Annotated in this window: 27 protein-coding genes and 1 tRNA gene; 13 read left to right on the top strand and 15 right to left on the bottom strand. The window is 63.0% G+C overall.

All coding sequences use genetic code 11. From position 1 onward, the window contains the following. Nucleotides 1–20: 20 nt before the first annotated feature. From GJ699_RS34155 to GJ699_RS09035, 4 genes are read right to left on the bottom strand one after another with little or no spacing between them, the layout of a single operon-like run. A complete protein-coding gene (locus GJ699_RS34155; RefSeq protein WP_195763504.1) occupies nucleotides 21–197 on the bottom strand; it encodes a hypothetical protein in 177 nt (58 codons plus the stop codon). Next, complete coding sequence (locus tag GJ699_RS09045; RefSeq protein WP_371867508.1) at nucleotides 194–1,663, bottom strand: DUF4178 domain-containing protein; 1,470 nt, start codon at nucleotides 1,661–1,663, stop codon at nucleotides 194–196. Before GJ699_RS09045 ends, GJ699_RS34155 begins: the two co-directional genes overlap by 4 nt. Nucleotides 1,664–1,667: 4 nt before the next feature. Then, entirely contained in the window at nucleotides 1,668–2,693 is a 1,026-nt protein-coding gene (locus tag GJ699_RS09040; protein ID WP_154375292.1) for an SPFH domain-containing protein, read from the bottom strand. An 18-nt stretch (nucleotides 2,694–2,711) separates the two neighbouring features. Next, nucleotides 2,712–3,098 (bottom strand): DUF350 domain-containing protein, encoded by a 387-nt coding sequence (locus GJ699_RS09035; RefSeq protein ID WP_371867507.1) that lies wholly within the window; start codon nucleotides 3,096–3,098, stop codon nucleotides 2,712–2,714. A 51-nt stretch (nucleotides 3,099–3,149) separates the two neighbouring features. Between GJ699_RS09035 and GJ699_RS09030 the strand changes: the two genes are divergently transcribed. Genes GJ699_RS09030 through gabD form a run of 4 tightly spaced genes read left to right on the top strand, consistent with a single transcriptional unit; the run spans nucleotide 3,150 to nucleotide 8,591 of the window. After that, a complete protein-coding gene (locus tag GJ699_RS09030) occupies nucleotides 3,150–4,661 on the top strand; it encodes a polyamine aminopropyltransferase (RefSeq protein WP_154375290.1) in 1,512 nt (503 codons plus the stop codon). Continuing rightward, a complete protein-coding gene (locus GJ699_RS09025; RefSeq protein ID WP_154375288.1) occupies nucleotides 4,661–6,271 on the top strand; it encodes an NAD(P)-binding protein in 1,611 nt (536 codons plus the stop codon). Before GJ699_RS09030 ends, GJ699_RS09025 begins: the two co-directional genes overlap by 1 nt. 12 nt (nucleotides 6,272–6,283) lie before the next feature. Then, nucleotides 6,284–7,126, top strand: a complete 843-nt coding sequence (locus GJ699_RS09020) for a PPK2 family polyphosphate kinase (protein WP_154375285.1) — start codon at nucleotides 6,284–6,286, stop codon at nucleotides 7,124–7,126. Between the two features lie 10 nt (nucleotides 7,127–7,136). Beyond that, a complete protein-coding gene (gene gabD, locus GJ699_RS09015; RefSeq protein ID WP_154375283.1) occupies nucleotides 7,137–8,591 on the top strand; it encodes an NADP-dependent succinate-semialdehyde dehydrogenase in 1,455 nt (484 codons plus the stop codon). On the opposite strand, the gene GJ699_RS09010 is transcribed toward gabD, so the two are convergent. Then, entirely contained in the window at nucleotides 8,563–9,609 is a 1,047-nt protein-coding gene (locus GJ699_RS09010; RefSeq protein ID WP_229262029.1) for an extracellular catalytic domain type 2 short-chain-length polyhydroxyalkanoate depolymerase, read from the bottom strand. The genes gabD and GJ699_RS09010 overlap by 29 nt on opposite strands. A gap of 132 nt (nucleotides 9,610–9,741) precedes the next feature. On the opposite strand from GJ699_RS09010, the gene GJ699_RS09005 reads away from it, so the two are divergent. Beyond that, on the top strand, nucleotides 9,742–10,344 hold the full coding sequence (locus GJ699_RS09005; protein ID WP_154375281.1) for a glutathione peroxidase: 603 nt from the start codon (nucleotides 9,742–9,744) through the stop codon (nucleotides 10,342–10,344). Here GJ699_RS09005 and GJ699_RS09000 read toward each other — a convergent pair. After that, nucleotides 10,341–10,733: a rhodanese-like domain-containing protein gene (locus GJ699_RS09000; RefSeq protein WP_154375279.1), complete on the bottom strand. Its 393-nt coding sequence runs from the start codon at nucleotides 10,731–10,733 to the stop codon at nucleotides 10,341–10,343. The two genes, GJ699_RS09005 and GJ699_RS09000, sit on opposite strands and share 4 nt — an antisense overlap. A gap of 96 nt (nucleotides 10,734–10,829) precedes the next feature. Between GJ699_RS09000 and ftrA the strand changes: the two genes are divergently transcribed. Next, complete coding sequence (gene ftrA, locus GJ699_RS08995) at nucleotides 10,830–11,783, top strand: transcriptional regulator FtrA (RefSeq protein WP_154375278.1); 954 nt, start codon at nucleotides 10,830–10,832, stop codon at nucleotides 11,781–11,783. Between the two features lie 25 nt (nucleotides 11,784–11,808). After that, nucleotides 11,809–12,168 (top strand): DUF1428 domain-containing protein, encoded by a 360-nt coding sequence (locus GJ699_RS08990; protein ID WP_154375276.1) that lies wholly within the window; start codon nucleotides 11,809–11,811, stop codon nucleotides 12,166–12,168. Here the strand turns inward: GJ699_RS08990 and pabB are convergent. Genes pabB through GJ699_RS08975 form a run of 3 tightly spaced genes read right to left on the bottom strand, consistent with a single transcriptional unit; the run spans nucleotide 12,155 to nucleotide 15,355 of the window. Then, on the bottom strand, nucleotides 12,155–13,999 hold the full coding sequence (pabB, locus tag GJ699_RS08985; RefSeq protein WP_154375274.1) for an aminodeoxychorismate synthase component I: 1,845 nt from the start codon (nucleotides 13,997–13,999) through the stop codon (nucleotides 12,155–12,157). The two genes, GJ699_RS08990 and pabB, sit on opposite strands and share 14 nt — an antisense overlap. Continuing rightward, nucleotides 13,999–14,574: a nucleoid occlusion factor SlmA gene (gene slmA, locus GJ699_RS08980; RefSeq protein ID WP_154375272.1), complete on the bottom strand. Its 576-nt coding sequence runs from the start codon at nucleotides 14,572–14,574 to the stop codon at nucleotides 13,999–14,001. The genes pabB and slmA overlap by 1 nt, the downstream gene beginning before the upstream one ends. A 28-nt stretch (nucleotides 14,575–14,602) precedes the next feature. Then, nucleotides 14,603–15,355: an HAD-IA family hydrolase gene (locus GJ699_RS08975; RefSeq protein WP_154375270.1), complete on the bottom strand. Its 753-nt coding sequence runs from the start codon at nucleotides 15,353–15,355 to the stop codon at nucleotides 14,603–14,605. Between the two features lie 37 nt (nucleotides 15,356–15,392). Here GJ699_RS08975 and GJ699_RS08970 point away from each other — a divergent pair, with 37 nt between their 5' ends. Continuing rightward, nucleotides 15,393–16,253, top strand: a complete 861-nt coding sequence (locus GJ699_RS08970) for a TraB/GumN family protein (RefSeq protein ID WP_229262028.1) — start codon at nucleotides 15,393–15,395, stop codon at nucleotides 16,251–16,253. Nucleotides 16,254–16,278: 25 nt separating this feature from the next. Here the strand turns inward: GJ699_RS08970 and GJ699_RS08965 are convergent. After that, nucleotides 16,279–16,353 (bottom strand) — tRNA-Thr (locus GJ699_RS08965). A 52-nt stretch (nucleotides 16,354–16,405) separates the two neighbouring features. Then, the gene (gene argB / locus GJ699_RS08960) at nucleotides 16,406–17,299 is read right to left on the bottom strand and encodes an acetylglutamate kinase (RefSeq protein ID WP_154358068.1); all 894 of its coding nucleotides are present in this window, start codon (nucleotides 17,297–17,299) and stop codon (nucleotides 16,406–16,408) included. A gap of 174 nt (nucleotides 17,300–17,473) precedes the next feature. On the opposite strand from argB, the gene GJ699_RS08955 reads away from it, so the two are divergent. Together GJ699_RS08955 and GJ699_RS08950 are read left to right on the top strand one after the other, a co-directional pair. Further along, nucleotides 17,474–17,674, top strand: a complete 201-nt coding sequence (locus GJ699_RS08955) for a cysteine-rich CWC family protein (RefSeq protein WP_154375266.1) — start codon at nucleotides 17,474–17,476, stop codon at nucleotides 17,672–17,674. Between the two features lie 66 nt (nucleotides 17,675–17,740). Further along, nucleotides 17,741–18,433 (top strand): hypothetical protein, encoded by a 693-nt coding sequence (locus GJ699_RS08950; protein ID WP_154375264.1) that lies wholly within the window; start codon nucleotides 17,741–17,743, stop codon nucleotides 18,431–18,433. Here the strand turns inward: GJ699_RS08950 and GJ699_RS08945 are convergent. Together GJ699_RS08945 and GJ699_RS08940 are read right to left on the bottom strand one after the other, a co-directional pair. Next, entirely contained in the window at nucleotides 18,426–19,565 is a 1,140-nt protein-coding gene (locus GJ699_RS08945; protein WP_154375262.1) for an extracellular catalytic domain type 1 short-chain-length polyhydroxyalkanoate depolymerase, read from the bottom strand. The genes GJ699_RS08950 and GJ699_RS08945 overlap by 8 nt on opposite strands. A gap of 11 nt (nucleotides 19,566–19,576) precedes the next feature. After that, nucleotides 19,577–19,966 carry a ribbon-helix-helix domain-containing protein gene (locus GJ699_RS08940; RefSeq protein WP_229262027.1) on the bottom strand — a complete coding sequence of 130 codons (390 nt, stop codon included), beginning with the start codon at nucleotides 19,964–19,966 and terminating at the stop codon, nucleotides 19,577–19,579. An 89-nt stretch (nucleotides 19,967–20,055) separates the two neighbouring features. Here GJ699_RS08940 and GJ699_RS08935 point away from each other — a divergent pair, with 89 nt between their 5' ends. The 3 genes from GJ699_RS08935 to GJ699_RS08925 all read left to right on the top strand — a co-directional run bounded on the left by GJ699_RS08935 (nucleotide 20,056) and on the right by GJ699_RS08925 (nucleotide 22,218). After that, the gene (locus GJ699_RS08935) at nucleotides 20,056–20,268 is read left to right on the top strand and encodes a DUF1289 domain-containing protein (RefSeq protein ID WP_154375258.1); all 213 of its coding nucleotides are present in this window, start codon (nucleotides 20,056–20,058) and stop codon (nucleotides 20,266–20,268) included. Then, on the top strand, nucleotides 20,265–21,173 hold the full coding sequence (locus GJ699_RS08930; RefSeq protein ID WP_154375256.1) for an MBL fold metallo-hydrolase: 909 nt from the start codon (nucleotides 20,265–20,267) through the stop codon (nucleotides 21,171–21,173). The genes GJ699_RS08935 and GJ699_RS08930 overlap by 4 nt, the downstream gene beginning before the upstream one ends. A 91-nt stretch (nucleotides 21,174–21,264) precedes the next feature. Next, a complete protein-coding gene (locus tag GJ699_RS08925; RefSeq protein ID WP_154375254.1) occupies nucleotides 21,265–22,218 on the top strand; it encodes an NAD(P)H-dependent flavin oxidoreductase in 954 nt (317 codons plus the stop codon). 6 nt (nucleotides 22,219–22,224) lie between these two features. On the opposite strand, the gene GJ699_RS08920 is transcribed toward GJ699_RS08925, so the two are convergent. Together GJ699_RS08920 and GJ699_RS08915 are read right to left on the bottom strand one after the other, a co-directional pair. Continuing rightward, on the bottom strand, nucleotides 22,225–23,688 hold the full coding sequence (locus tag GJ699_RS08920; protein WP_154375252.1) for an amidohydrolase family protein: 1,464 nt from the start codon (nucleotides 23,686–23,688) through the stop codon (nucleotides 22,225–22,227). A 77-nt stretch (nucleotides 23,689–23,765) separates the two neighbouring features. Next, on the bottom strand, nucleotides 23,766–24,869 hold the full coding sequence (locus GJ699_RS08915) for a helix-turn-helix transcriptional regulator (protein WP_229262026.1): 1,104 nt from the start codon (nucleotides 24,867–24,869) through the stop codon (nucleotides 23,766–23,768). Nucleotides 24,870–24,886 lie beyond the last annotated feature (17 nt).

Here is a 24,886-nt window from a genome sequence, read left to right as displayed (position 1 = left end):
CTGGGCGGCGATGTCGCGCTTCACTTGTGGCCTCCGCCGCCGGAGCCGCTGCCCCAGGCGCCGCCACCACCACCGGTGTGCGAGCTCCAGCTGCTGCCGGTGTAGCCGCGGCCCGCGCCGCCGCTCAGCATGCGCGTCCAGCTGGTGCTGACGGTGGTCAGCACCACGATGATGGCGTAGATGAAAAATCTGCTCATGACTTGTCGAGGTTATCCAGGAAGGTCGCCGGCAGATACAGCGCCAGCGCGCCGATCGCGCTCAGGAACCAGGTGCCGGAGAAGTTGGTCAGCAGCGGTATCGCATTCAGCGCCAGCATGAACCAGATGATGTACTTGGCGGTGCTGCGATAACGGTTGTTGACCAGCGGCTGACCGCGCGACGGCGCCTTGACGCGTCCTTTGAACGCCTCGCCAAACCACAGCTTCAGCTGGTCGGCCGACACCGGCGCCGAGCGTGACCAGGTCATTTCCTCGCGCGTGGTTTCCGACGCCAGCCGCAGCTGGCCGGCCTGGAATTCCTCCACCCGCGTGCGATCGCCCACCGCCACCCGCCAGTTGAAGGCGCCCACCGCGTAGGTCACCTGCGCGCCGTAGTCGTAAAGCCGCTCAAATTTCACCTTATCCACAGTCACGCTGGCGGAACCGGGCGCGTACCACTGCGGCCACTCGGACAGCACGTTGGCGCCGGACCAGCCGTCATCGGTCTCCACCAGCCACGAAAAGCCGGCGCGCGGGCCGTACATCAGGTATTCGTTCCACTGCGCGCCCTCGTCGTCGGCGCGCCGCATCATGCCGATGATGGTGAAGTCTTGGTTGTTGATTTTAGCGGTCGCGCCCAGCTCCAGCGACAGCGGCACGGCGGCCACGCGCTCGCCGACGGCCACCACTTGCGCTTTCGGGCTGGCGGCGTCGATCTGGGTGGCGCAGGCCGGGCACACCAGGTTGGCAGTGATGCCGGGCAGGTATTTGATCGGACTGCCGCACGATGGACAATCCAGCGCATCCAGCTTGCCGCGATAGCGGCCGGCCGCGCGCTGGATGGTGTCATCGTCGCGCAGCAGCTGGCATTGCAGGCTCTCAAGCGTGACCGACAGACCGGTGTAGATCACTGGCTGCGGACCGTCCGAGTAATCCAGCGTGATAAATTCGACGCCACGGCGGAAGTCCGCCACCCGCGCCTGATAGCCGTCGCCCACCTTGAACGGCAGCTCGCCTTGGCCACCGACACAATCGGCAACGCGGATTTCGGCCGCCGTGTAGGGCGAATCGTTGATCGGGTAATTCCGCCCCGGCAGCAGCTGTTCAAACGCTGGCAGCTGCGCCTCGCCAGCGTATTCGGCGGTGATGGTGTACATGCCGGACGAATCGCCCAGCCAAGAGGTTTTACCGTCGTCGAACAGCAGATACCACTCGTTCCACATGCCGGCCGAATAACGCAGCTGGATGCGGCCGACCACCGTGAACGGCCGCCCGCCCAGCACTCCGGCAGTGCCGATCTGGATCGGTGAATAATCCTCCAGCACCGACGAGATCTTGCCCAGATCCTTGACCGCGTCGCCTTCCTTCAGCACCCGCGTGCTGCAGTATTCGCAGACAGCCATGACCGAGGCGTGCGAGCGGAATTTGACTTCCGCGCCGCAGCTGGGACAGGAAACGATTTGCACGTGCTTAGCCGATCAGTTTTTTCAGCAGTTCGGCCTTGGTGCTGTCGTAGTCGGCGGCCGAGATCAAGCCCTTGTCCAGCAGCCCCTTGAGTTTTCCCAGGCGGGCTTCGATCGAGTCCTCGGCCGGTGCGGCCGGAGCAGCAGTAGCCGGCGCCATGGTCGACCCCATGGCCTGGCCGATCGCCTGCCCCACCGTCATGCCTGCACCCAGACCCGCGCCGATGCCGGCCAGGCCGCCTTCATTCTGTGCCGCCAGCGGGATCGCGTTCGCGACCTGGAATTTGGTGTAGCCGGCCAGCTTGTCCGCGCTCATGCCGCCCTTCATGCCGGCCGAGATACGCTCGTCCAGCGCCGCCTGCAGTTCTTCCGGCAGGCTGACGCTGGCCACGTTGAATTCATCCAGCGCGACGCCGTAGCGCGCAAACGCGGTGGTCAGGTCGCCCTTGACCTGTTGCGCCATCAGCGCCTGATTGGCCGCCATGTCGAGGAAGGGCACTTGCGACGCGCCCAGCGAGCTAGCCATGCTGGCCATCAGAATGCCGCGCAGCTGGTCTTCCACCTCATCGCGGGTATAGGTCTCGCGGGTGCCGCTGATTTCGGTGAAGAAGGAGCGCGGATTGGTGATGCGGTAGGAGTACATGCCGAAGGCGCGCACCCGCACCATGTCGAAGTCCTTGTCGCGGATGGTGATCGGCTGCGGCGTGCCCCATTTGCGGCCGGTCTGCACGCGGGTGCTGAAGAAGTACACATCCGACTTGAACGGCGAGGCAAACAGCTTGTCCCAGTTTTTCAGGTTGGTCAGCACCGGCAGGGTTTGCGTGGTCAGCGTGTGGGTGCCGGGGCCGAACACGTCGGCGATCTGGCCCTCGTTGACGAACAGCGCCACCTGCGATTCGCGCACCACCAGCTGGCCGCCGTTCTGGATCTCCTGGTCGGCCATCGGATAGCGCCAGGCCAGCACGCCGTCGGTGTCCTCGTTCCACTGCAGTACATCGATAAACTGCTTCTTGATAAAGCTGCCGATACCCATGATGGTCCTCGCTCGAAATTAGGAAATGCAGGCGCCGTTGATCACGCCGATGGAAATGGAGATGGCACCCAGCAGCCCGCCGAACGCCGCGTTGTTGGCCTCGATCTGGTCCTTGGACATGTTCAGCACGCGGGTGGTGATGGCATAGGCCAGCATCTGCACCACCATCGCGCCGAAGGCCCAGGCCGCGAACTCGCGGTAATCGGCAGTATGCATCAGCGCCGAACCGATGGTGATGGAAAAACCTATCAGCGCCCCGCCCAGCGATAGCGATGCGGCGTAGTTACCGAGCCGGATCAGTTTGATCTCGTCGAAGGGCGTCATCCAGGTGTAGGCTTTGAAGAACACCGCCAGCAGCACGGCGGCAACCAGCAGGTGGATCAGGTAATTTAGGATGGCGGGCACGGCGCACCTTCGGGTAAAGTATTTACTTGATAATAATGCAAACGAGTAGAAATGACCAAAAAGATTCTGATCCTGTCCGTGTTCGTGGTGGCGTCATGCGGGCTGGCGTATGAGCTGATCGCCGGCGCGCTGTCCAGCTATCTGCTGGGCGACTCGGTGCTGCAGTTCTCCACGATTATCGGATGCTACCTGTTTGCCATGGGCGTTGGCGCGCACTTCTCCAAATACGTGAAGGACGAAGACGTGCTGGCGCGCTTTGTCGACATCGAACTCGCGGTGGGGCTGGTCGGCGGCGTATCGGCGGCGGTGTTGTTCATGACTTTCTCGTGGATGGCGGCGCCGTTCCGCACCCTGTTGTATGTGATGGTGTTTTTGATCGGCGCCTTCGTCGGCATGGAGGTGCCGCTGGTGATGCGCGCGCTGAACGCACGCCAGACCGCCTTCAATGAACTGGTCAGCAAGGTGCTGACCTTCGACTACCTGGGTGCGCTGGCGGTGTCGCTGCTGTTCCCGCTGGTGCTGGCGCCGTATCTGGGACTGGTGCGCACCGGCTTTTTGTTCGGCATGCTGAATGTCGGCGTCGCCCTGTGGACAATCAAGGCGTTTTCCACAGAGCTGAAAAACGTCAGCGGCCGTTTGCTGCGCGCCTGCACCGTGATGTGCGCGCTGGTGTTCGGCTTTGCCTTTGCCGACAAACTGACTTCCTGGGGCGAGCATGGCTTGTTCGGTGACGAGATTGTATTTGCCACCACCACGCCGTATCAGCGGCTGGTGATCACGCGCTGGAAGGACGATCTGCGCCTGTACATCAACGGCAACCTGCAATTCTCGTCGCGCGACGAGTACCGCTATCACGAAGCGCTGGTGCATCCAGTGCTGCAACCGCTGCCCTGGGCGAAGCGGGTGCTGGTGCTGGGCGGCGGCGATGGCCTGGCGTTGCGCGAGATCCTGCGCTACCCGAATATCGAACATGTGACGCTGGTCGATCTGGACCCGGCCATGACCGGCGCCTTCACGCGGCGCGAGGAGCTGGTCAAGCTGAATCACGGCTCGTTCAGCGACAAACGGGTGCAGGTGGTGAACGCCGACGCGGCGATCTGGCTGCAGCATAACGACGATATGTTCGACGCCGTCATCGTCGACTTCCCCGATCCGTCCAGCTTCGCGCTGGGCAAGCTGTATTCGGTGCCATTCTACGGCATGGTGCGCAAGCATCTGGCGGCGAATGGGCTGATGGTGGTGCAATCGACGTCGCCGTTTTTCGCGCCGCACGCTTACTGGACCATCGACGCCACGCTGCGCGAAGTCGGCCTGAAGACCTATCCCTATCACGCCTACGTGCCATCGTTTGGTGAGTGGGGCTTCATCCTGGCGACGCCTCAGGCGCAGTACGCGCCGCCTTCCAGCTACCGACTGCCGATGCGTTATCTGAACGCCGATACCACGCGCGAGATGTTCATCTTCCCGCCCGATATGAAGCCGATGGCGATGGAGCCGAATCGCCTCAACACCCAGTCGCTCGTGCACGAATTCGAGCAGGACTGGCGCCGGGTGATACGCTGATGCTGCGCCGATCCTTTCTGGTGTGGGCCGGCGCTTCCGGCCTGGCCGCCGCCGGTAGCGGACTGGCGTTCCAGCGCTGGCAGGAAATCACGCCGACCGTGAACTACGTCGGCCGCGATGAGGGCCACTTCCTGCGCGACCGCCGCGCGATTCCGCCGCCAGCGCAAGTTATCCACACCGATGTCGTCATCCTCGGTTCCGGCATCGCCGGCCTCACCGCCGCGTGGAAGCTGAAAAAGCTGGGCAAGACCGAGGTGCTGATGATCGACGGTCCGCAGCCGCACGGTAACGCCGCCGGCGGCGCGTTTGGCGAGTACGAATATCCGACCGGCGCCCACTATCTGCCGCTGCCGTCGCCCGAGTCGACGCATGTGCGCGAGATCCTGGCGGACCTTGGCATCATCCAGAAAGACCCCTTTGCCGAGAAGCCGTATTACGACGAGCGCTTCATCCTGCACGCGCCGGAGGAACGGCTGCTGTTCAACGGCCACTGGCAGGATGGCTTCATTCCCACCGACGGCGTGCCGCAGTGGGAGCTGGTGGAACACAAGCGCTTTTTCGCGGAAGTGGACCGTTTGCGCCAGACGCGTGGCGCCGATGGCCGCCGCGTGTTCGTGTTCCCGACCGTGCTGTCGTCGGAAGATCCGGAATGGCAGGCGCTGGACCGCATCTCGCTCAAGCAGTGGATGGATCAGCAGGGCTACAAGTCGCCTACGCTGCACTGGTATCTGAATTACTGCTGCCGCGACGATTACGGCACGCGCTATGACAAAGTCTCGGCGTGGGCCGGTCTGCACTACTACTGTAGCCGTTGGGGCCAGGCCGCCAACGCCGGCAACGGCGCCTGGCTGACCTGGCCCGGCGGCCTGCAACCGCTGGCGCGTGGCATGGAGCAGGCGGCGGCGGTCAAGCGCGTGGCCGGTACGGCGGTGTCGCTGAAAAAGACCGCCGATGGTGTCGAGGCGCTTTGCTTCAAGCTGGAAGGCGGCAAAGCCACCAGCTATCTGGTGCGCGCGCGCAAAGCGATTTGCGCCATGCCGACTTACGTGGCGGCGCGGGTGGTGGAAAACATCGCGGACTATGGCTTCGATCCGGCGCGCCATGCGCCCGAATACGCGCCGTGGATGGTGGCGAACTTCCTGCTCAAGCGCTTCCCGGACGAACTTCCTAGCCAGCCGCTGTCGTGGGATAACGTGGTGTACAGCGAACCGGGATTGGGCTTTGTGGTGTCCACCCACCAGGACATCCGCGTGCGGCCGCCTGAAAAAACCGTATTCAGCGCCTACGTCGCGCTGTCCGACCGCAAGGCCAGCACGGCGCGCCACTGGATGGCCAGCGCCAAACCCGAAGAGCTGCTGGCGCTGGCCGGCGCCGATATGCACACCGCTTATGGCGCGCAATTCGCCTCCTGCGTCGAGCGGGTCGATATCACGCTGCGCGGCCATGCGATGGCGGTGCCGTGGCCGGGCTTCCGCAACAATGCGGGCATGCGCGCGCTGCGTCAGGTGGACGGCCCGATTCTGTTTGCGCATGCTGACTTGTCCGGCTTTTCGGTGTTCGAGGAGGCGGCGTGGTGGGGCTACCGGGCGGCAGAGCTGGCAGCGAAGTGATATCCTGATTCCATGACACACAACGCCCGCCAGCGCTTCCGCGCCCCCAAAAAATTCAAGTTGCGCGACCAGGACGCGGACGACGATACGTTCTCGACCCGCGCCGCCAACCCCAAACTCGGCAAGTCGCGCGCCAAGACACTGGACCGTGAGCGCACCGCCGCGCTGATCGATCGCATCGCCGCGCTGCAGGACAAGCTGTACGCGCAGCGCAAGCAGAAGGTGCTGCTGATCCTGCAGGGCACCGACACTGCCGGCAAGGACGGCACGGTGCGCGCGCTGTTCAGCGGCATCAGCCCGATGGGCTTGCGCGCGGTGGGCTTCAAGGCGCCGACCGATGCCGAGCTGGCGCACGATTATCTGTGGCGCGTACATCAGCATGTGCCGATCAATGGCGAGATCGCGATCTTCAACCGTAGTCATTACGAGGATGTGCTGATCACCAAAGTGCAGGGCATGATCGATGACGAGGAGTGCCAGCGCCGCTACGCGCAAATCCGCGACTTCGAACGCATGCTGGCGGAGACGGGCACGGTGATCATCAAGGTGTTCCTGCACATCTCGAAGGAGGAGCAGCGCGAGCGCCTGCAGGAGCGGCTGGACGATCCGGACAAGCAGTGGAAATTCAACCCGGAAGACATCACGCAACGTGCAAAATGGGACGACTACCAGCGCGCCTACGAGAAAGCCATCCGTGAGACCGATGCGCCGCACGCGCCATGGTATGTGGTGCCGGCCAATTCCAAGACCCATCGCAATCTGGTGATCGCCAGCCTGCTGCTGGAGACGCTGGAAGGCATGGAGCTGCAATATCCCCCACCACATCCGGATCTGTCGTCATTCACCGTGGAATAAGGAGACCCTTATGCTGCAACTGAAAGACCCGAGCCTGCTGCGCCAGCAGGCGTACCTCAATGGCCAGTGGAGCGACGCCGATAACGGCGCCACGCTGGCCGTGACCAATCCGGCCACTGGCGAACAGCTGGGCACCGTGCCGCTGATGGGCGCCGCCGAAACGCGGCGCGCCATCGATGCCGCCAACGCCGCCTGGCCGGCCTGGCGCAAGAAGACCGCCAGGGAGCGCGCCATCATCCTGCGCAAGTGGAATGACCTGATCCTGGAAAACACCGAAGACCTGGCGCAGTTGATGACGGCGGAGCAGGGCAAGCCGCTGGCCGAGTCGCGCGGCGAGGTGGCGTATGGAGCTTCGTTCATCGAATGGTTTGGGGAGGAAGCCAAGCGCGTGGCCGGCGAGACGCTGGCGTCGCCATGGCCGGACCGCCGCATTCTGGTCACCAAGGAGCCGATTGGCGTCTGTGCCGCCATCACGCCATGGAACTTCCCGATTGCCATGATCACGCGCAAAGCCGGCCCCGCGTTGGCGGCCGGTTGTCCGATGGTGCTGAAGCCGGCCGAGGCCACGCCGTACTGCGCGCTGGCGCTGGCGGTATTGGCGGAGCGCGCCGGCGTGCCGCCGGGCGTGTTCAGCGTGGTGACCGGCACGCCGAAGGAGATCGGCGGCGAGATGACCTCCAACCCCATCGTGCGCAAGCTGACCTTCACCGGCTCGACGGCGGTGGGCCGGCTGCTGATGGAGCAGAGCGCGCCCACCATCAAGAAGCTGTCGCTGGAACTGGGCGGCAACGCGCCCTTCATCGTGTTTGACGATGCCGATCTGGATGCGGCGGTGGAGGGCGCCATCGCGTCCAAGTACCGCAACGCCGGCCAGACCTGCGTCTGCGCCAACCGCATTTACGTGCAAGACGGCGTGTACGACGCGTTCGCGCAAAAGCTGGTGGCGGCTGTGGATAAACTCAAAGTTGGCAACGGCGTGGAAGCCGGTGTCACGCAAGGGCCGCTGATCGACGAGAAGGCGGTGAAGAAGGTTGAGCAGCACGTGGCCGATGCGGTGGCCAAGGGCGGCCGCGTGCTGCTGGGCGGACAGCGCCACGCGCTCGGCCACAGCTTCTTCCAGCCGACCGTGATTGCCGATATCAGTGCCGACATGCTGGTGGCGAAGGAAGAGACCTTCGGCCCGCTGGCGCCACTGTTCCGCTTCAAGACCGACGAGGAAGCGCTGGCGCTGGCCAACGGCACCGAATTCGGCCTGGCCAGCTACTTCTATTCGCGTGACGTTGGCCGCATCTGGCGCGTGGCCGAGGGACTGGAGAGCGGCATGGTGGGTGTCAACACCGGGTTGATTTCCAACGAAGTGGCGCCGTTCGGCGGCGTCAAGCAGTCCGGCCTGGGGCGCGAGGGTTCGCATCATGGCATCGAGGACTACCTGGTCATCAAGTACATCTGCCTCGGCGGCATATGAGGGCGACGCTGGTGGTGCCGGTCAACCGCTCCACCATGCGCTTGATGGCGACCATCTGGCGCCCGGCTTTCTGGGCGTAGCGGGTGTCGTCGTAGGCGAACCAGTCCCAGCACGCGTTGGGATTGGTGTAGGTGGCGGCAGCCTGTGGATAAAGGATAATCAGCCGGTTGCTGTCGGCCCAGGCGTTGTAGCCGGCGCGGCGCACAAAGGTGGTGCCGATGTTTGCCGGCGCCTGCAGGCAGCCATGAAACACCACATGTAGTTTGCACATCGCGCCGCCGCTGCTGTCGCAGGCGGCCGGGATGTAGACATAGCCGTAGTCCGCCATGCCGTGCCAGAACGGAGCGGCGATGAATTCCGACTGGTCGAAGGCGAGGAAGCGGCCGCCCAGCGTACCGCTGTTGCGCGCGGCCAGCGGGCCGTAGATCCAGTTCAGCAGCTCGCCGGCGGCGTCGTAATTGCAGTTGTTGATGTAGGGCGAGCCCAATTCCGAGCAGTTGTTGCCGTAGCTGTCGGTCGGCATCGCGTGTTCGGCCGCCAGGTTGCGCTTGTAGGCGATGCGGTTGGCGTCGACGTAGTGGCGGTAGTAGGTTTGCAGGTCGTTCATCACCGCTTGCGGCACCACTGTATCCAGCGTGCCGGACAACATCCAGATGCGGTGGCCGGCCAGCGCGCTGGTGGGATCGATGGTTTGCAGCGCGGCGAACCAGTCGGTGATGGCGATCAGGTCCGGCACGCGCGTGCCGCCGCTGCGTACGCGGCAGGTGAACAGATCGCTGGTGCAGCTGCAACTGGTGGTGGCGGTGAACACGCTGCCCTGGGCGCAGAAGTACGGCCCGCCGGCGATCACGCCGGCGCCGACCACCGAACGCGAATACGCCACTTCAAACTGCACCGCCATATAGGCGCCGGAGGACAGGCCGGAGACGCTGACCTGGCCGGCATGCATCTCCGGCAAGGACACCACCTGCGCCTGCGCGGCGCTTATCCACAGCAGCAGAATCATCAAAATACGCATGGCGGCCTCCCCGTCGCGACTAGAAAATGACGATAGGCCGGCAGTGTGGATTTTGCTTAATCCAGGTCTATCGTGCGGGGGGAACTAAATTGGACTAGAATGATTTTTTTCTATTCTTTCCGGCCGACCATCATGATCAAGACCTTTGTTCAGCTGTGCATCGCAACTTCGCTGACAGCGCTGGCCAGTGCGCCGGCCCTGGCGCAGACGCCCGCCGCCGCCCCTGCCGCAGCGGCAACCGCCGCACCGGGCAGCTGCCCGGCCATCCTCAAGCAGACCTTCAAGCGTCTGCAGGACGATACGCCTCAGGATCTGTGCCAGTATTCGGGCAAGGTGGTGCTGGTGGTGAACACCGCCAGTTATTGCGGCTTCACCAATCAGTACGAAGGGCTGGAAGCCTTGTACGCCAAGTACGCCAGCAAAGGCCTGGTGGTGCTGGGCTTCCCGTCCAACGACTTCGGTCAGCAGGAGCCGGGCAGCAGCAAGGAAATCGCTGATTTCTGCTACAACACCTACGGCGTCAAGTTCCCGATGTTTGCCAAGTCGGTGGTGTCCGGCAAAGAGCCGAATCCGCTGTACGTGAACCTGATCAAAATCACCGGCAAGGCGCCGGCCTGGAACTTCCACAAATACCTGATCGACCGCCAGGGCAATGTGGTGAACAACTTCGGCAGCAAGGTCACTCCGACCGACAAGCAGCTGGTGACGGCGGTGGAAAAGGCGCTGGGTTCTTAATCCCGCGCCAGTTCAAAGCCCTCATCCAGCCAACCCGTTACGCCGCCGGTCATCAGCTTGACCGGTCGGCCCAACTGCGCCAGCCGCACGGCGGCACGGGCCGCGCCATTGCAGTGCGGTCCGGCGCAATACACCACGAACAACGTCTGCGCCGGGAATTCGGCGATTTTCGAACCGATGATCTTGCGGTGCGCCAGATCCAGCGCGCCAGGCACGTGGCCGGCCGCGTATTTTTCGGTGCCGCGCACGTCCAGCAGCACAAAGTCCTGCTGGTCGCTGCTGATGGCGTCGTGCACGTCCCAACAGTCGGTTTCGTAGCGGAAGCTGGCTTCAAAGTGGGCCAGCGCGGCGGCGCTGTCGGCGGCGGGGATGGCGGCAACCAGGGACATGGTGTTCTCCTTTTTTGATGGGCGATGACGTCATTGTGCGGCCGCCAAGCCGTGGCCAGAAGTGGCGCATATGCCATTCTGCGGTAAGATCGCGCCATGAAAAAACATCTTGTGGTGGCGCTGGCCTACGACCGGCTGTGTACTTTCGAATTCGGCTGCACGGTCGAGCTGTTTGCGCTGGAGCGTCCGGAACTGGGCGTCGATTGGTACGAATTTGCGGTGTGCGCGGTGGAACAGGGGCCGATCCGCGCCGCTGGCGGCATCACCGTGCAGGCGCCATATGCGCCGGAGCTGCTGGCGCGCGCCGACACCATCATCATTCCCGGCTGGCGCGATGCCGACGAAACGCCGCCGCCACAATTGCTGGCGTGGATACGCGAGGCGCATGCGCGCGGCGCGCGTCTGTGTTCGATCTGTTCCGGCGTGTTCGTGCTGGCCGCCGCCGGTGTGCTGGATGGCCAGCGCGCCACCACCCACTGGCGCTACGCCGAGCGGCTGGCGCGGCGTTATCCTTTGATAGAAGTGCAGCCGGATCATCTGTATGTGGATAACGGCCAGGTTATCACCGCCGCCGGTTCTGCTGCCGGACTCGATATGCTGCTGCATCTGGTGCGGCGCGATCATGGCGCCAAGATCGGCAACCAGGTGGCGCAGCGGCTGGTGGTGGCGCCGCATCGCGAAGGCGGTCAGGCGCAGTTTCTGCCGCGTCCCATGGCACAGGGCGAGCAGGGGCGCTTGTCCAAATTGATGGACTGGCTGCGAGGCCATCCGGCGCAGCCGCACAGCGTGGCCAGCATGGCCGAACGCGCCGCCATGAGTCCGCGCACGCTGCAGCGCCAGTTTCAGCAGGCCACCGGCCTCGGTCCCATCGAATGGCTGATCCGCGAGCGCGTGGCCATCGTCAAGGAGATGCTGGAACAGCCGGACGTGCCGCTGGCGCAGATCGCCGAGCAGGCCGGCTTCGGTTCTGAGGAATCGCTGCGCCATCACTTTCGCCGTCTGACCGCCACCACACCAGGCGCTTACCGAAAGCGCTTCGTGCTACGCTGAGCGACTCTCAAGCGAGGAGACGATCATGCCCTACGTAGACGGATTCGTGATTGCAGTCCCGAAGGACAAGCTGGACGCGTACAAGCAAATGGCGCTGGAATGCGCGGCGGTATGGAAGGAGCACGGTGCGCTGGAGTTCCGCGAGAACGTGGGCGACGATGTCCCGCCCGGCAAACTGACCTCCTTCCCGCAAGCGGTGATGCTGCAGCAGGACGAGGTGGTGATCTTCTCCTGGATCATCTTCGAATCGCGCGCCCGCCGCGACGAGATCAACGACAAGGTCATGCACGACCCGCGCGTCGCCGCCTACATGGACCCCGCCAACATGCCGTTCGACGCCAAGCGCATGATCTACGGCGGCTTCGAGATGATTATCGACCAGTGATGGTGGCGCGCATGGCGCCGCGCAGCGCGTTGCAGAGGACGATGTCGTCGGCGCGCTCCAGCATGGCGCGGGTGATGACGGCTTCGCTGGCGTTCCAGTCCGGATCGTCCAGCAGCACGCCGCGCATCACGCCCGGCAGCAGGCCGCTGCTTAGCGGTGGCGTCAACCAGCGGCCGTCGATACGCGCGAACACGTTGCTGCGGCCACCTTCGGTCAATTCGCCGCGTTCGTTGAAGAACAGGGTATCGAAGGCACCATGCGCTTCGGCCTCGCGCCAGGCGGCGTCATAGCGGGCGCGGATGCTGGTTTTGTGGCGCAGGAACAGGTCGCCGCTGATGGTGGCGTCGTCGGCCAGCAGCACGCGTACCGGTTCGTTCAACGGCGCCAGCGGCGCGTGCTGCACCGAGAAGGCGCCGCTGGCACTGAGCGCCAGCCGCAAACGGTAGGCGGCGTGCTGCGGCTCCAGCATGTGGCAGGCGGTGTCGAGATACGCCTCGGCCGCTTTCGCATCCCAGGGGAAGCCGAAGTAGGCGGCCGATGCGGCCAGCCGTTGCAGGTGGCGCGCGCGATGGCGCACGCCGCCGGCCGAGGTGGCGTACATGGTTTCGAACAGGTCGAAGTCGTGGTGCAGGCCGGTGAGGAAGCGCGCTTTCAGCTGGCACTCGGCGTATTCCTCGCCGGCGTCGCTGTCGAACACGATGCCGGCGCCGACGCCCATTTCGCCACGGCGCACGCCGTCGTCACCTGGTGGCTGCAAGGTCAGGGTGCGGATCGGTACCGACAGGCAGAAATCACCGACGCCGCTGACGACCGGATCGAACCAGCCGATGGCGCCGGTGTAGATGCCGCGCGGGTCCGGCTCCAGCTCGCGGATGATTTCCATGGTGCGGCGCTTGGGTGCGCCGGTGATCGAGCCGCACGGATACAGCGCGGCGAAGATGTCGGCCAGCGTGGCGTCGTCGCGCAGCTGCGCGGTGATGGTGGAGGTCATCTGCAGCACGCTGCTGTAGCGCTGCACTTCGAACAGCGCCGGCACCTCGACGCTGCCGGTGGCGGCCACGCGCGCGATGTCGTTGCGCAGCAGGTCGACGATCATCAGGTTTTCGGCGCGGTTTTTCGGATCGCTGGCCAGGTTGGTGGCGCGCTGGATGTTTTCCGCTTGCTGTGCCGCCGGCGCGGCGGGGGCGGTGCCTTTCATCGGCCGCGCGGTCAGCACGCCGCTGGCGTGGCGCACGAACAGCTCCGGCGACAGCGACAGCACGGCGCTGCCGTCGTCCAACGCGATCAGCGCGCCGTAGGGCACCGGTTGGCGGCCGCGCAGGCGCGCGTACAAAGCGTGGATGCCGCCAAACGCGTCAAAACGCAGCCTGAAGGTGTAATTGACCTGGTAGGTGTCGCCAGCCGCGATGTAGTCGTGAATGCGCGCCAGCGCCCCGTTAAACGCTTCCTGCGTGATGTTCGGGTGGACGTTGGCGATGCCGGCCGGGCGTTCGATCGGGAACGAGCGGGCGGCCAGCCAGTCGCCGACTTCCTGCGCGCTGAGATGGGCGCAGTCGCGGAACAGCAGGATCTGCGCCAGGGGAGCGCTTGGTGGCGCATCGCTCAGCGCCATCAGCGCCATCAGTGCCTCCCCCAATTCATAGCTGCACACGCTGACCGCGTATTCGCCGCGCGCCAGCGCCGCCTGCATCTGCGCCAGCAATTGCGGCCATTGCGCGATGTGGTCGCAGCGCAGCGTGCCGGTGTGGCCGGTGTACAGGCGCGAACGGCCGCCGGCCTGTTGGCCTTCCGGGCTGGCGTCGTCCAGCAGCGCGAATACTTCCGTCGTCATTACGATAGCAATAGCGTGATGTGCAGCGCGCCGTCCTGCGTTGGATGAAGCTTGAAGCCGCTCTTGGCATAACGGTGCCAACGGCCGATGACAAAGCTGGTCAGCATGGCGGCGCGCGCGGCGCTGTCGGCTTCGTGCGCCTGACCTTCGCTGGCGGCGAGGCGCAGTGCTTGTTTCAGCGCCAGCTCGACGCGATCATAGAACTGGTTCATGCGCTGTTGCAGGCGATCGTCCTCGTTGACCAGCGCATCGCCGATCAGCACCCGCGTCATGCCCGGATTCTGCACCGCGAAGTTGAGCAGCATGGCGGCGATGTCGCGCGCTTGCGCCAGGCCGTCGGTCTGGCGCTCGGCGATCTGGTTAATCAGGCCGAACACCGACGATTCGATGAACTCGATCAGTCCTTCGAACATCTGCGCCTTGCTGGCGAAATGCCGGTACAGCGCGGCCTCGGAAAACTCCAGCTTGCGCGCCAGCGCAGCGGTGGTGATCTTGTCGCCCTTGGGCTGTTCCAGCATCTCCGCCAGCGCCTGCAGGATTTGCAAACGGCGCTGGCCTGGCGGTGTGCTTGCCATATGATCTCGCGGGTTAAAAAGTGTGTGGTCAGCGCAGATGATGCAGGCGCGCTGGCAGGTTCCTGACAGATTTTACTTTGACATCGACGTAAGCGGGGCGAATCAGTCGTTTTTGCGGATGCGCCAGGCCGGCGCTGTCGCCGATGGTCAGGTATTGCGTGATCCAGGCGGTGCGCATGCCCAGCTCGCGCGCGGCGCGCAGATTGACCAGCGTGTCTTCGACCAGGATGCAGCGCGATGGCGCCAGCTGGTGGCGCCGCATCAACCGGCGCAGCAGCAGCTTGGAGGGCTTGGGACGCATCTGCCGATGCACCGTCATCGCCTCCACCGCCACATGATGGTTGAAGTGACGATGCAGACCCAGATGGCGCAGCACCTGGGTCGAATAGCGGTGCGGCGCGTTGGTCAGCAGGATTTTGCGGCCGGGCAGGCGGCGCAGCAGCTGGCGCAGCCCGCGCTCGGCGCGGATCATCGCTTGCAGATCGTCGAAGCGATGGGTCTCATCGAGAAAGTGCGCGGCGCTGACGCCGTGGTGCTTGACCACGCCCAGCGTGGTGGCGCCGTAGCGTTGCCAGTACATGGTGCGGGTGGCGTTGACCACGTCGTCGCTGGCGGGCGTGACGCCGTCGCCCAGCAGGCGCGCCAGGTAGCGGTTCATGCCGGCCATGATGGCGGGGAAGATGGCGTGCGACGCGTTATGCAGCGTGTTATCGAGATCGAACAGCCATACGGGTGTGGAGCGGGTAATATTCACGTCATCTCTATCAGCAAAGGAAACCATGCGCCGCCAGATTATAGTGTTGTTCTGCAGTTTGTTCTTGTTTGTCTTCGGTTCCGGCCACGCCGCCGAGCAGGGCGCGGCGCCGAATCGCGGCGCATTGTTCAAGGTGCAGCAGGGCGGGCATACGCTGTACCTGTTCGGCACCATCCACGTCGGCTCGAAAGCGTTTTATCCGCTGGAGCCGCGCATCGGCGGTTTGCTGAAGTCCGCGCCGGTGCTGGCGCTGGAGATCGATCCGTTGGGCGATCCGCAAAAGCTGTCGCGCGCGGTGCAGCAGCATGGCATCAGCGCCAAGGGGGCGTCGGCGCTGTCGCCGGCCTGGCGTCAGCGGCTGGATCGCTTGCTCAGGCAGTACAACATCGAACCGGAGACGGTGGCGACCATGAAGCCGTGGTTGCTGGCCAGCCTGCTGACGGTGAGCGAGTTCGCGGCCCAGGGGTATGACGCTTCGCTGGCGGTGGATGCGCATCTGGCCAAACAGGCGCACGACGCCGGCCGCAAGGTGGTGGAACTGGAATCGGCCGACAGCCAGATGGCGCTGTTCGACAAGATGACGCCGGCCGAGCAGCTGACCTTCCTGCAGGAGGCTATCGCCAGCATCGAGGACAAGGAACAGGCCGATCAGGCGCGCGAAATCGCGGAGGCGTGGCGCAATGCCGACAGCAGCGCATTGGAGGCGCTGGCATTGAAGGCGGAGCAGGACGATAGTTTTTCCGGCCGCTTTGTGCAAAAGGTGCTGCTGGAGGGCCGCAATCCGGCGCTGGCGGACAGCATGCTGAAGTTGATGGCGCGTGAAAACAACAGTGTGGCGGCGATCGGCATTCTGCATCTGGTCGGCCAATACAGCGTGCCTGAACAGCTGCGCAAGCGCGGTGCCAGTGTCGAGCGAATTTACTGAAACGGGGGAGGGTGCTGCTGAGGAGTGGTGCCCTTTACGTGGATTGAACACGTGGCCTCTCCCTTACCAAGGGAGTGCTCTACCACTGAGCTAAAAGGGCATTGCCTGAAAATGTGGCGGTTTCACCGATATTCGGCGAGACCGCCGTTTTTTCAGTGAGACCGGATCATAGTGCCAAAAGCTTGTTCGGTCAAGACTTCCAGCAACAAAGAATGCTCAATTCGGCCATCGATGATGTGCACGGTGTTGACGCCGGACTTGGCGGCGTCCAGCGCTGATGAAATTTTAGGCAGCATGCCGCCCGAAATCGTACCGTCGGCGAACATCTCGTCGATCTCGCGCGCCGACAGGTCGGTCACCAGATTGCCCTGCTTGTCCTGCACGCCGGCGATGTTGGTCATCATGATCAGCTTTTCGGCTTTCAGGATTTCGGCGATCTTGCCGGCCACCACGTCGGCGTTGATGTTGTACGCCTGGCCGTCCTGGCCGAAGCCGATTGGCGAGATGATCGGAATGAAGGCGTCGTCCTGCAGCGCTTTGACCACGGCCGGGTTGATCGCTTCGATTTCGCCGACGAAGCCGATGTCCAGCGTCTGGCCTGGGTTGTCCTTGTCCGGCATGGCCATTTTGCGGGCGCGGATCAGGCCGCCGTCCTTGCCGGTCAGGCCGACTGCCTGGCCGCCGTAGTGATTAATCAACATCACGATATCTTGCTGGACTTCGCCGCCCAGCACCCATTCCACCACTTCCATGGTTTCTTCGTCGGTGATGCGCATGCCCTGCACGAACGTGCCTTGCTTGCCGATTTTTTTCAGTGCGTTGTCGATTTGCGGACCGCCGCCGTGCACCACCACCGGGTTCATGCCAACCAGTTTGAGCAAAATGACATCGCGCGCGAAGCCGTGTTTCAGGCGTTCGTCGGTCATGGCGTTGCCGCCGTATTTGATGACGATGGTTTTGCCGTGGTAGTTGCGGATGTAGGGAAGGGCCTCAGCCAGAATCTGCGCCTTGATCTGCGGAGCCACCGCGGTCAAATCGTCATTCATGCCTAAGTTCAGGTTGGTCAGTTGGGTCATGGCGAGTCCGGTAAAGAGATTTTGGGCGCAATTTTACCGCCTGTGCGGCAGTCAAGCACGCATTATAGGGCCATCTGGTTGTATTTTCCCGGCAGCTCCATTAGGCTGGGCTTATGATTGTCTTCGAATTAACGGGCTGAGGCCATGAGCATCTGTACGCGCTGCGGGGCGCCATTTTCCTGCGCCATGCGGGATGCCGATCCGGCAACGCCGGCGGCGCCGTGCTGGTGTACCTATTTGCCGCCGGTGGTGGCGGTGCCTGCCGCGACGGATGTCGGCTGCTGGTGTCCTGACTGTCTGAAACAGCACATCACCCAGAACGTTACGTCGCCGCCGCACGATTGAGCTGCCTCAAACGCGGGCCGGTTCGCAGCCAGACAATGGCTGAAATAACGGACCGGAGCGCGCACCATGAACCCCACCTCGCTTGACAAGCAAAATGGCGCTACCCAAGATGGTCATCTGGCACGCATCGTACGGCTGGAGACCACCATGGATAATGTCACCACCCTGCTTCCATCCATGCAGCGCAAGGAGGAAGAGCACCACCAATCCACGCTGGCGCGCATAGACGGCCTGCGCGACCATGTCGACCAGCGCATAGATGGCCTACGTGACCACGTCGATGATTTGCATCGACAGTCCATCGATCGAATGGACCTTCTGCACCAGAAAGCAATGGAGCGGATGGATAAGCAACAGCAGTGGATGGACCAGCAGCAGCAGATCATGATGGAGCGGATGGACAAGCAGCAGCAGACCATGTTGGAGAGGATGGACAAGCAGCAGCAGACCACAGCCCAGTTGCACGAGATTGCGCTGGGCAGGATGGATGCCCGGCAGCAGACGGCGCAGAACAGCATAGACGAATTCCACCGGGCGTCGCTGCAAAGGATAGACCAGCTGCAGCAGTCGTCGATGGACCGGATGGACGAATGCCAACGGATGTCGCTCCAAAGAATGGATCAGCTGCAGCAGTATTCTCTGGACCGGATGGACCGGATGGACGAGCGGCATCGGCGCGACATGAACTGGCTGATCGGGCTGCTGGTAACGAATACCATTGCCATCCTCGGCATCGCCGGCCGGCTATTTCTCAGCTGACGGTGCGGAAGAAGCGCAGCATTTCGCGGCTGGCGTCCGGCCCTTTGGCGTCGGTGTAAGTGCCGAGCGCGCTGCCGCCCGACCAGGCATGGCCCGCCCCATGCACCACCCAATGCTCGCCCAGCGGCGAACCATCGGCCTTGGTGTGCGTGGTCTGCGTATAGCGATACCCATTCGGCACCGCGCCCGATTGCACCTGTGGCCGAGCGGCGCGATGATGATGCAAGCGCTGCGCGATCACCTGCTCGCCATTCAGCGGATTCACGGTGGTATCGCTGTCACCATGAAACACAATAATCGGTTGCGAACCATCGCCCGCCTTGCGCGGCTGATGCACGCCACGCTTCATTGCCGTCAGCGCCGACGGCAAATCCTGCGCCGACGCAAACGGCAAGCCCGAATGCACGCCCACCGCCGCAAACAATTCCGGATACAGCGTGCCGACAATCACCGCCATCGCCCCACCAGCCGACAAGCCCGCCACATACACCTGGCGCTCATTGACCGGATACTCGTCGATCACCTGGCGCGCAATGCCGGCAATGATGGACGGCTCGCCCTGGCCGCGCTGCTGATCGATCGCGTTGAACCAGTTCCAGCACTTGGAGTGGTTGGCCTGCATATTCTGCTCTGGATACACCACAAAACATGCCATTTCTTCCGCCAGCAGGTTCATTTGCGTGCCGGCCGCGAAATCATCGGGATTTTGCGTACAGCCGTGCAGCATCACCAGCAACGGCATGGCCTGGCCGTGATAGCTGGCCGGAATATACAGCTTGTAATTGCGCGCGCCGGCTTGATTGGTATAACTGCCGCTGAGGAACTGTGCGCCATCCGGTAGCGGATGTGCCGGAGCAGGATGCAGTACCGAGCCGATGTCGATGGCGCGCTCCAGATTGGCCTGAAGATCGACGTTGATCCCCATCCGGTTCAGTATGTCCTGCGCAAACTCGGTTGGATGGGTCGCCGGATTATGACTCGGTGACAGGCTCGGAGCTGGAGTTGGGGCCGGGGTTGGAGGCGCGACGTTTGCCGGCGGCGGATTGATATCGCGCATGACCGGCTTAGGCACGTTTTTGTTCAGAAAGTGCTGCGCGGCGTCGCGCATCTGCTGCAAGATATTGAGTTTCATGGAGGCTTCCTTTAGTGGATGCGTGGTGCCAGTGCCGTCTTGATGACGGCGCTGGCGTGCAGCGAACCGAGTACAAAAATAGATTCGATGGTGGCGAGCGCCAGCTCCACCGAGACATCGCTGGCAATGCTGGCCAACCCCAGCACCTGAATTTGCAAGCGCTGTCCCGCAGCTTGTAATGTCTCCAGATCGGCGCGCGAATAATGTTGTATCCCGAATACCAGGCTCTTGCGCGCAACGGTTTGCTTGACCACGTCCGCGTGCTGGTTCAGTTGATTCCGGATCGCTGTGCGTATCAGATCGGTACGGTTTGAGTAAAACCCTTCTTGCACCAGCAAGTCAACCTGTCCTAAATCGATGGGCCCCAGATTGATGGTGATTTTTTCCGATTCGGCTGCCATGATTTCTCCATCCATTCACCATCTACCTGGATGGTAGTTTAGGCCTGAATGGCTGCAAGTCAAGCGACGCAAGGGCATATAATGTAGCCATGAGTGAAGCAACCAACATAATCGCCTCGCCGGTGCCGTCGCCCTGTGTCAGCCTGTGCAAAATGGACCTGGAGCGGCGTTACTGCATGGGCTGCCTGCGCACCCTGGAAGAAATCGTGGCCTGGGGCAAGGCCGACGATGATTTCAAGCGCATCGTCTGGTCGCAGCTGGCGCACCGCCGCGAGACTATCCACTTCGACGAGGAAGAATGAACGCGCTGCCGGATTCGATACGGGTGTTGGAACGGGGTTGGCTGTCATCCAACAACATCATGCTGCTAGGCCGGCACGATACCGCGATTATCGATACCGGCTATGTCAGTCACGCGCCACAGACGCTGGATCTGGTGCGGCACGTGCTGCACGGCCGTCATCTGGACCAGATTCTCAACACCCATTTGCATTCCGACCACTGCGGCGGCAATGCCATCCTGCAGGCCCATTTTGGCTGCCAGACCTCGATTCCGGTGGCCGAGGCCGACAAGGTGCGGCACTGGGACGTGGAAGCGCTCAGTTTCAAGGCCACCGGCCAGCGCTGCGACCGCTTCAGCTTCGACGCCACCATCGCGCCGGGCGACGTGCTGAAGCTGGCCGACATGGAATGGCAGGCATTGGCCGCGCCCGGTCATGATCCGCATGCGCTGATTTTTTACTGTCCGCAGGAAAAGGTGCTGGTGTCGGCCGACGCGCTGTGGGAAAACGGCTTTGGCGTCATCTTCCCCGAACTGGATGGAAAGTCCGGCTTTGCCGAAGAACGCGCCACACTGGACCTGATCGCCGGTCTGGAGGTGCGGATGGTGATTCCCGGCCACGGCGCGCCGTTCAGCGACATCGCCGGCGCCCTGGCGCGTGCCCGCTCGCGGTTGGACTACCTGGCCGCCGATCCGGTACGCAACGCGCAAAACGCGTTGAAAGTGTTGCTCAAATTTCTGTTGCTGGAGCGCCAGCGCATCCCGCTGGCCGACGTGCCGACACTGCTGACCTCGATGCCGGTGTTTGCCGCCGCCAATCACAATTATCTGAAGCAAACGCCGGAGGCGCTGGGGCAGTGGGCGGCCAGCCAGCTGGTACGTAGTGCTGCGGCACGCGTTGAGGGTGAGTACCTACTTAACGTGTAATTGTAGAGGATATGCCCTAGTTTTAGGCACGATCGTACTATTTTCGATCTATAATCGTCCGACCCGATCAACTACCGTCAGCGAGCTCGCCATGACCCTGCCTGCAGTCCTGCAAAATCTCTCACTTCCCGTCATCGCTTCCCCGATGTTTATCGCCAGTGGACCGGCGTTGGTGGCGGCGCAGTGCAAGGCCGGCATCGTCGGCTCCTTCCCGGCGCTGAACGCGCGTCCGGCCGAGCTGCTGGATGTGTGGTTGACCGATTTGCAGAAAGAACTGGCCGATTTCCAGGCTGCCAATCCGGACAAGCGTGTGGGCCCGATCGCGGTCAATCAGATCGTGCATCAATCCAACGACCGCCTCGCGCATGACGTCGAGGTGTGCGTGAAGCACCAGATTCCTATCATCATCTCCTCGCTGCGCGCGCCGCCGAAAGAAATGCTGGACGCCATCCACAGCTATGGCGGCATCGTGCTGCATGATGTGGTGTCCATCCGTCACGCGCAAAAAGCGCTGGAAGCCGGCGTGGACGGCCTGATCCTGGTGGCCAGCGGCGCCGGCGGCCATGCCGGCACGCTGTCGCCGTTTGCGCTGGTGGGCGAGGTGCGCAAGTTCTTCAAAGGCCCGATCGCGCTGTCCGGTTCGATCGCGACCGGCGATGCGATTCTGGCCGCACAGGCCATGGGCGCCGACTTCGCCTACATCGGCTCGCGCTGGCTGGCGACCAAGGAATCCAACGTCAGCGATGGTTATCGTGAAGCGATCGTTGAATCGACGGCGGCCGATATCGTGTATTCGAATCTGTTCACCGGCGTTCATGGCAATTACCTGAAAAAATCGATCGTGGCCGCCGGCCTGGACCCGGACGCGCTGCCACAGGCCGACAAGAGCGCGATGAACTTCGGTTCCGGCAGCGCCAAAGCCTGGCGCGACATCTGGGGCGCAGGCCAAGGCGTGGGTCTGATGGACGACATTCCATCGGCCGGCGAAATGGTCGAGCGCCTGAAGCGCGAATACGACGCCGCCCGCGCCCGCCTGGCCTTGTAATCCAGATCAGTTGCCCACCGCCAGACTGTCGCGCAGTGCTGGTTTGCCGCGCACCCACACGGTGTGCACGCTGTCGTAGGCGTGCACGTCCTGCAGCGGCGATGCTTTCATCAGCACCAGATTGGCCAGCTTGCCCGGTTCGATGGTGCCAACCTCGCGGTCCAGATGAAAGGCGTGGGCATTGTTGATGGTGGCTGCTTGGAAAATCTGCGCCAGCGACATGCCGGCATCGTGCAGGTGTTGCATTTCCAGATAGCCGTTCAGGCCGGGAACGTTGCCGTAGGTGGGAGATGATGGCGTGTCGGTGCCGAACAGGATGTTGGCGTTTTTGCTGGCCAAATAGGCCACCACCTGACGCTGGCGGCGCAGCGGCGCTTCCATACCCTGGCGCACGGCTTCGTCGGTTTCGCCGGCTTCCGCCACTTCTTCCTTGAACCAGCTGCCTTCGGGCGTCTTCAGCCATGCCAGCATCGCTGGCGGCAGCAGCTTGGCCAGCGCCGGCGTGTTCAGATAATCCGGATCGACGTAGGCCCGCAGACCGTACAGCACCTGCATGGTCGGCTGGTAGCCTATCCGACGTTCGACGATTTTATCGAGTAGTTGACGGATTTCCGCAGGGAGTTCGGCGGCGTTGTTGTATGCACCCCAGTGCCACATGCCATGCGCCAGCACTTTGACGCCGCCGTTCACGGCAAAGGTCTGCGATTCCAGCGAATTGCCGTGGGTGACCATCACCAGTCCAGCCTCGCCGGCCAGGCGACGCACCTCGCGGTAGGTTTCCGGACTCATCACCGGCAGGTTGCGCTGGTTGCCAAAGCCGCGCTCGTAGTGGGTTTTCAGGCAGATCGCGTGGTCGGCCTTGACCCGCGCCACCCCTTTGGCCGGCGTATAGTCTTCCGGCTTGAACTCGGCTGGAATGGCATCCTTTTGTGCCGGATCGTAGATGAAGTTGGAAAACATCTTGAAGCGCTTCTCCGGCGCGATGAAGGACATTGGGTAACCGTTGGCGTACACCAGTGGCGAGCCGCAGTCGTAAATGTCCGGATGCTGCGGCATGGCCTTGATCCGGTCGATGAATTCGCGGCTGCCGGCGGCCAGGTCGATCACGGTGGTATAGCCGTAGTAGAGGTAGGAACGCGGCATTTGCGCGAAATAGGCGTTTGCCATCGCCGTCATGTGTTCGGATTGCTCGAAACTCATGCCGGGCACGGCGTACAGATGGACGTGGGAGTCGATCAGGCCGGGCGTCAGGTAGTAGCCGTGTCCGTCCACGCGGTGCGCGCCGGCCGGTGCCTTAGCCTTGCCGCCGCGCTCGACGCGGACGATGCGTTCACCATCAATCAGCACGCTGCCGGTGACGATGTGTTCCAGTTTTTCCGGTGAAACCAGTTTGACGTTGGTGATCCAGGTGGGCGCGCTCAGGGCGGGTGTGCATAACAACAGACTTATGAACAGGGTGGTGATTTTCATGTCGGGCTCCGTGTTGAGATGGCCCAGTGTTGCTGCGCCCAACGGGTTTGGCGTCGCAAATGATGATTTGGCACCCGCTACGCGGCGCTTTTGGCCTGTTCGCGAAACTCACCCGGCGTCACGCCGGTGTGTTTTTTAAATGTCCGGTTCATCGCGCTTTTACTGTTAAATCCTGCGTTTAATGCCAAATCGAGGATGCTGGCGCTGGATTGCTGCGGGTCGTGCAGGGCACTTTTCAGCGCTTCGACGCGGTAGCGGTTCAGAAAATCGGCGAAATTCCCGCCGCAGTGCTGGTTGATCAGCTGGGACAGTTCATGCGGCGTCATGGCCACCTGTGTCGCCAGGTCTTCCAGCTTGAGTTCGCCGTTGCGGTAGGGCTGCTCCTGTTCCATGCAGGTGATGAGGCGGGCCAGGAAGGCGTCGCGGTCGCTGGTGGACAGCGGTTTGTCGGCATAACGCGGCTTGGGCGGTGGCAGAGCAGGCGGCCGGTAGCCCAGCGGCAGACGCATGGCGGTGTAGGCGGTGGCAAACACGAACAGCATCAGGGCGCCGCCGTCGACGGCTTCCACCGGCAGCGGCCAGTCGGCATCGGTCGCGGCCATGGCGACCGCCAGCACGCTGACGGCGGCACTGAACAGCCAAATGCGCATCAGCCGGCGCAAGTCCAGTACCAGAGCCGAGTCGGCCGGCACCCGCTGCACCAGCCGGTAGCTGGCGCGCAGGTAGAAAAACAGGATGACCAGTTTGGCCACCGCCGCCAGCGCCAGATACCAGGGCCAGCCGTGCCAGGCGCGCATCCAGGCCAGTTTGGCTGCTGCGGATTGCAGGTAGAACGGCGTCATTGCCAGCGTGGCGAGTCCGAATGGCAGAAAATGCAGCCAGGCGCGTCGTCCCAGCGCTTGATCGGACAACATGGCGCGCAGGTACAGATACAGCAGCGGCCCTACGGCCAGCCCCAGCGTGACGATAGCCAGCGCGCTATGCGGATAGTCGCGATACAAATGGTTCAGTCCCAGCCAGGCATGGCCGAGGATGGCGGAAAAAATCAGCAGCAGTGCCGACAGCAATCGGTTGGCGGTGCGCATCTCCGGCTGGCGCGGATTCAACAGCGCCACACTGAGCAAAATCGCCTGGGCAATCGCCGCCAGGAACAGCCATGAAAAGATCGCGTTAACCATCATGCAATCCTGCCATCTCC

Source organism: Duganella guangzhouensis (genome assembly GCF_009674535.1).
Taxonomy (GTDB): domain Bacteria; phylum Pseudomonadota; class Gammaproteobacteria; order Burkholderiales; family Burkholderiaceae_D; genus Rugamonas; species Rugamonas guangzhouensis.
The sequence above is the reverse complement of the archived record's forward strand: the minus strand, read 5'-3'. Positions and strand labels throughout refer to the sequence as shown.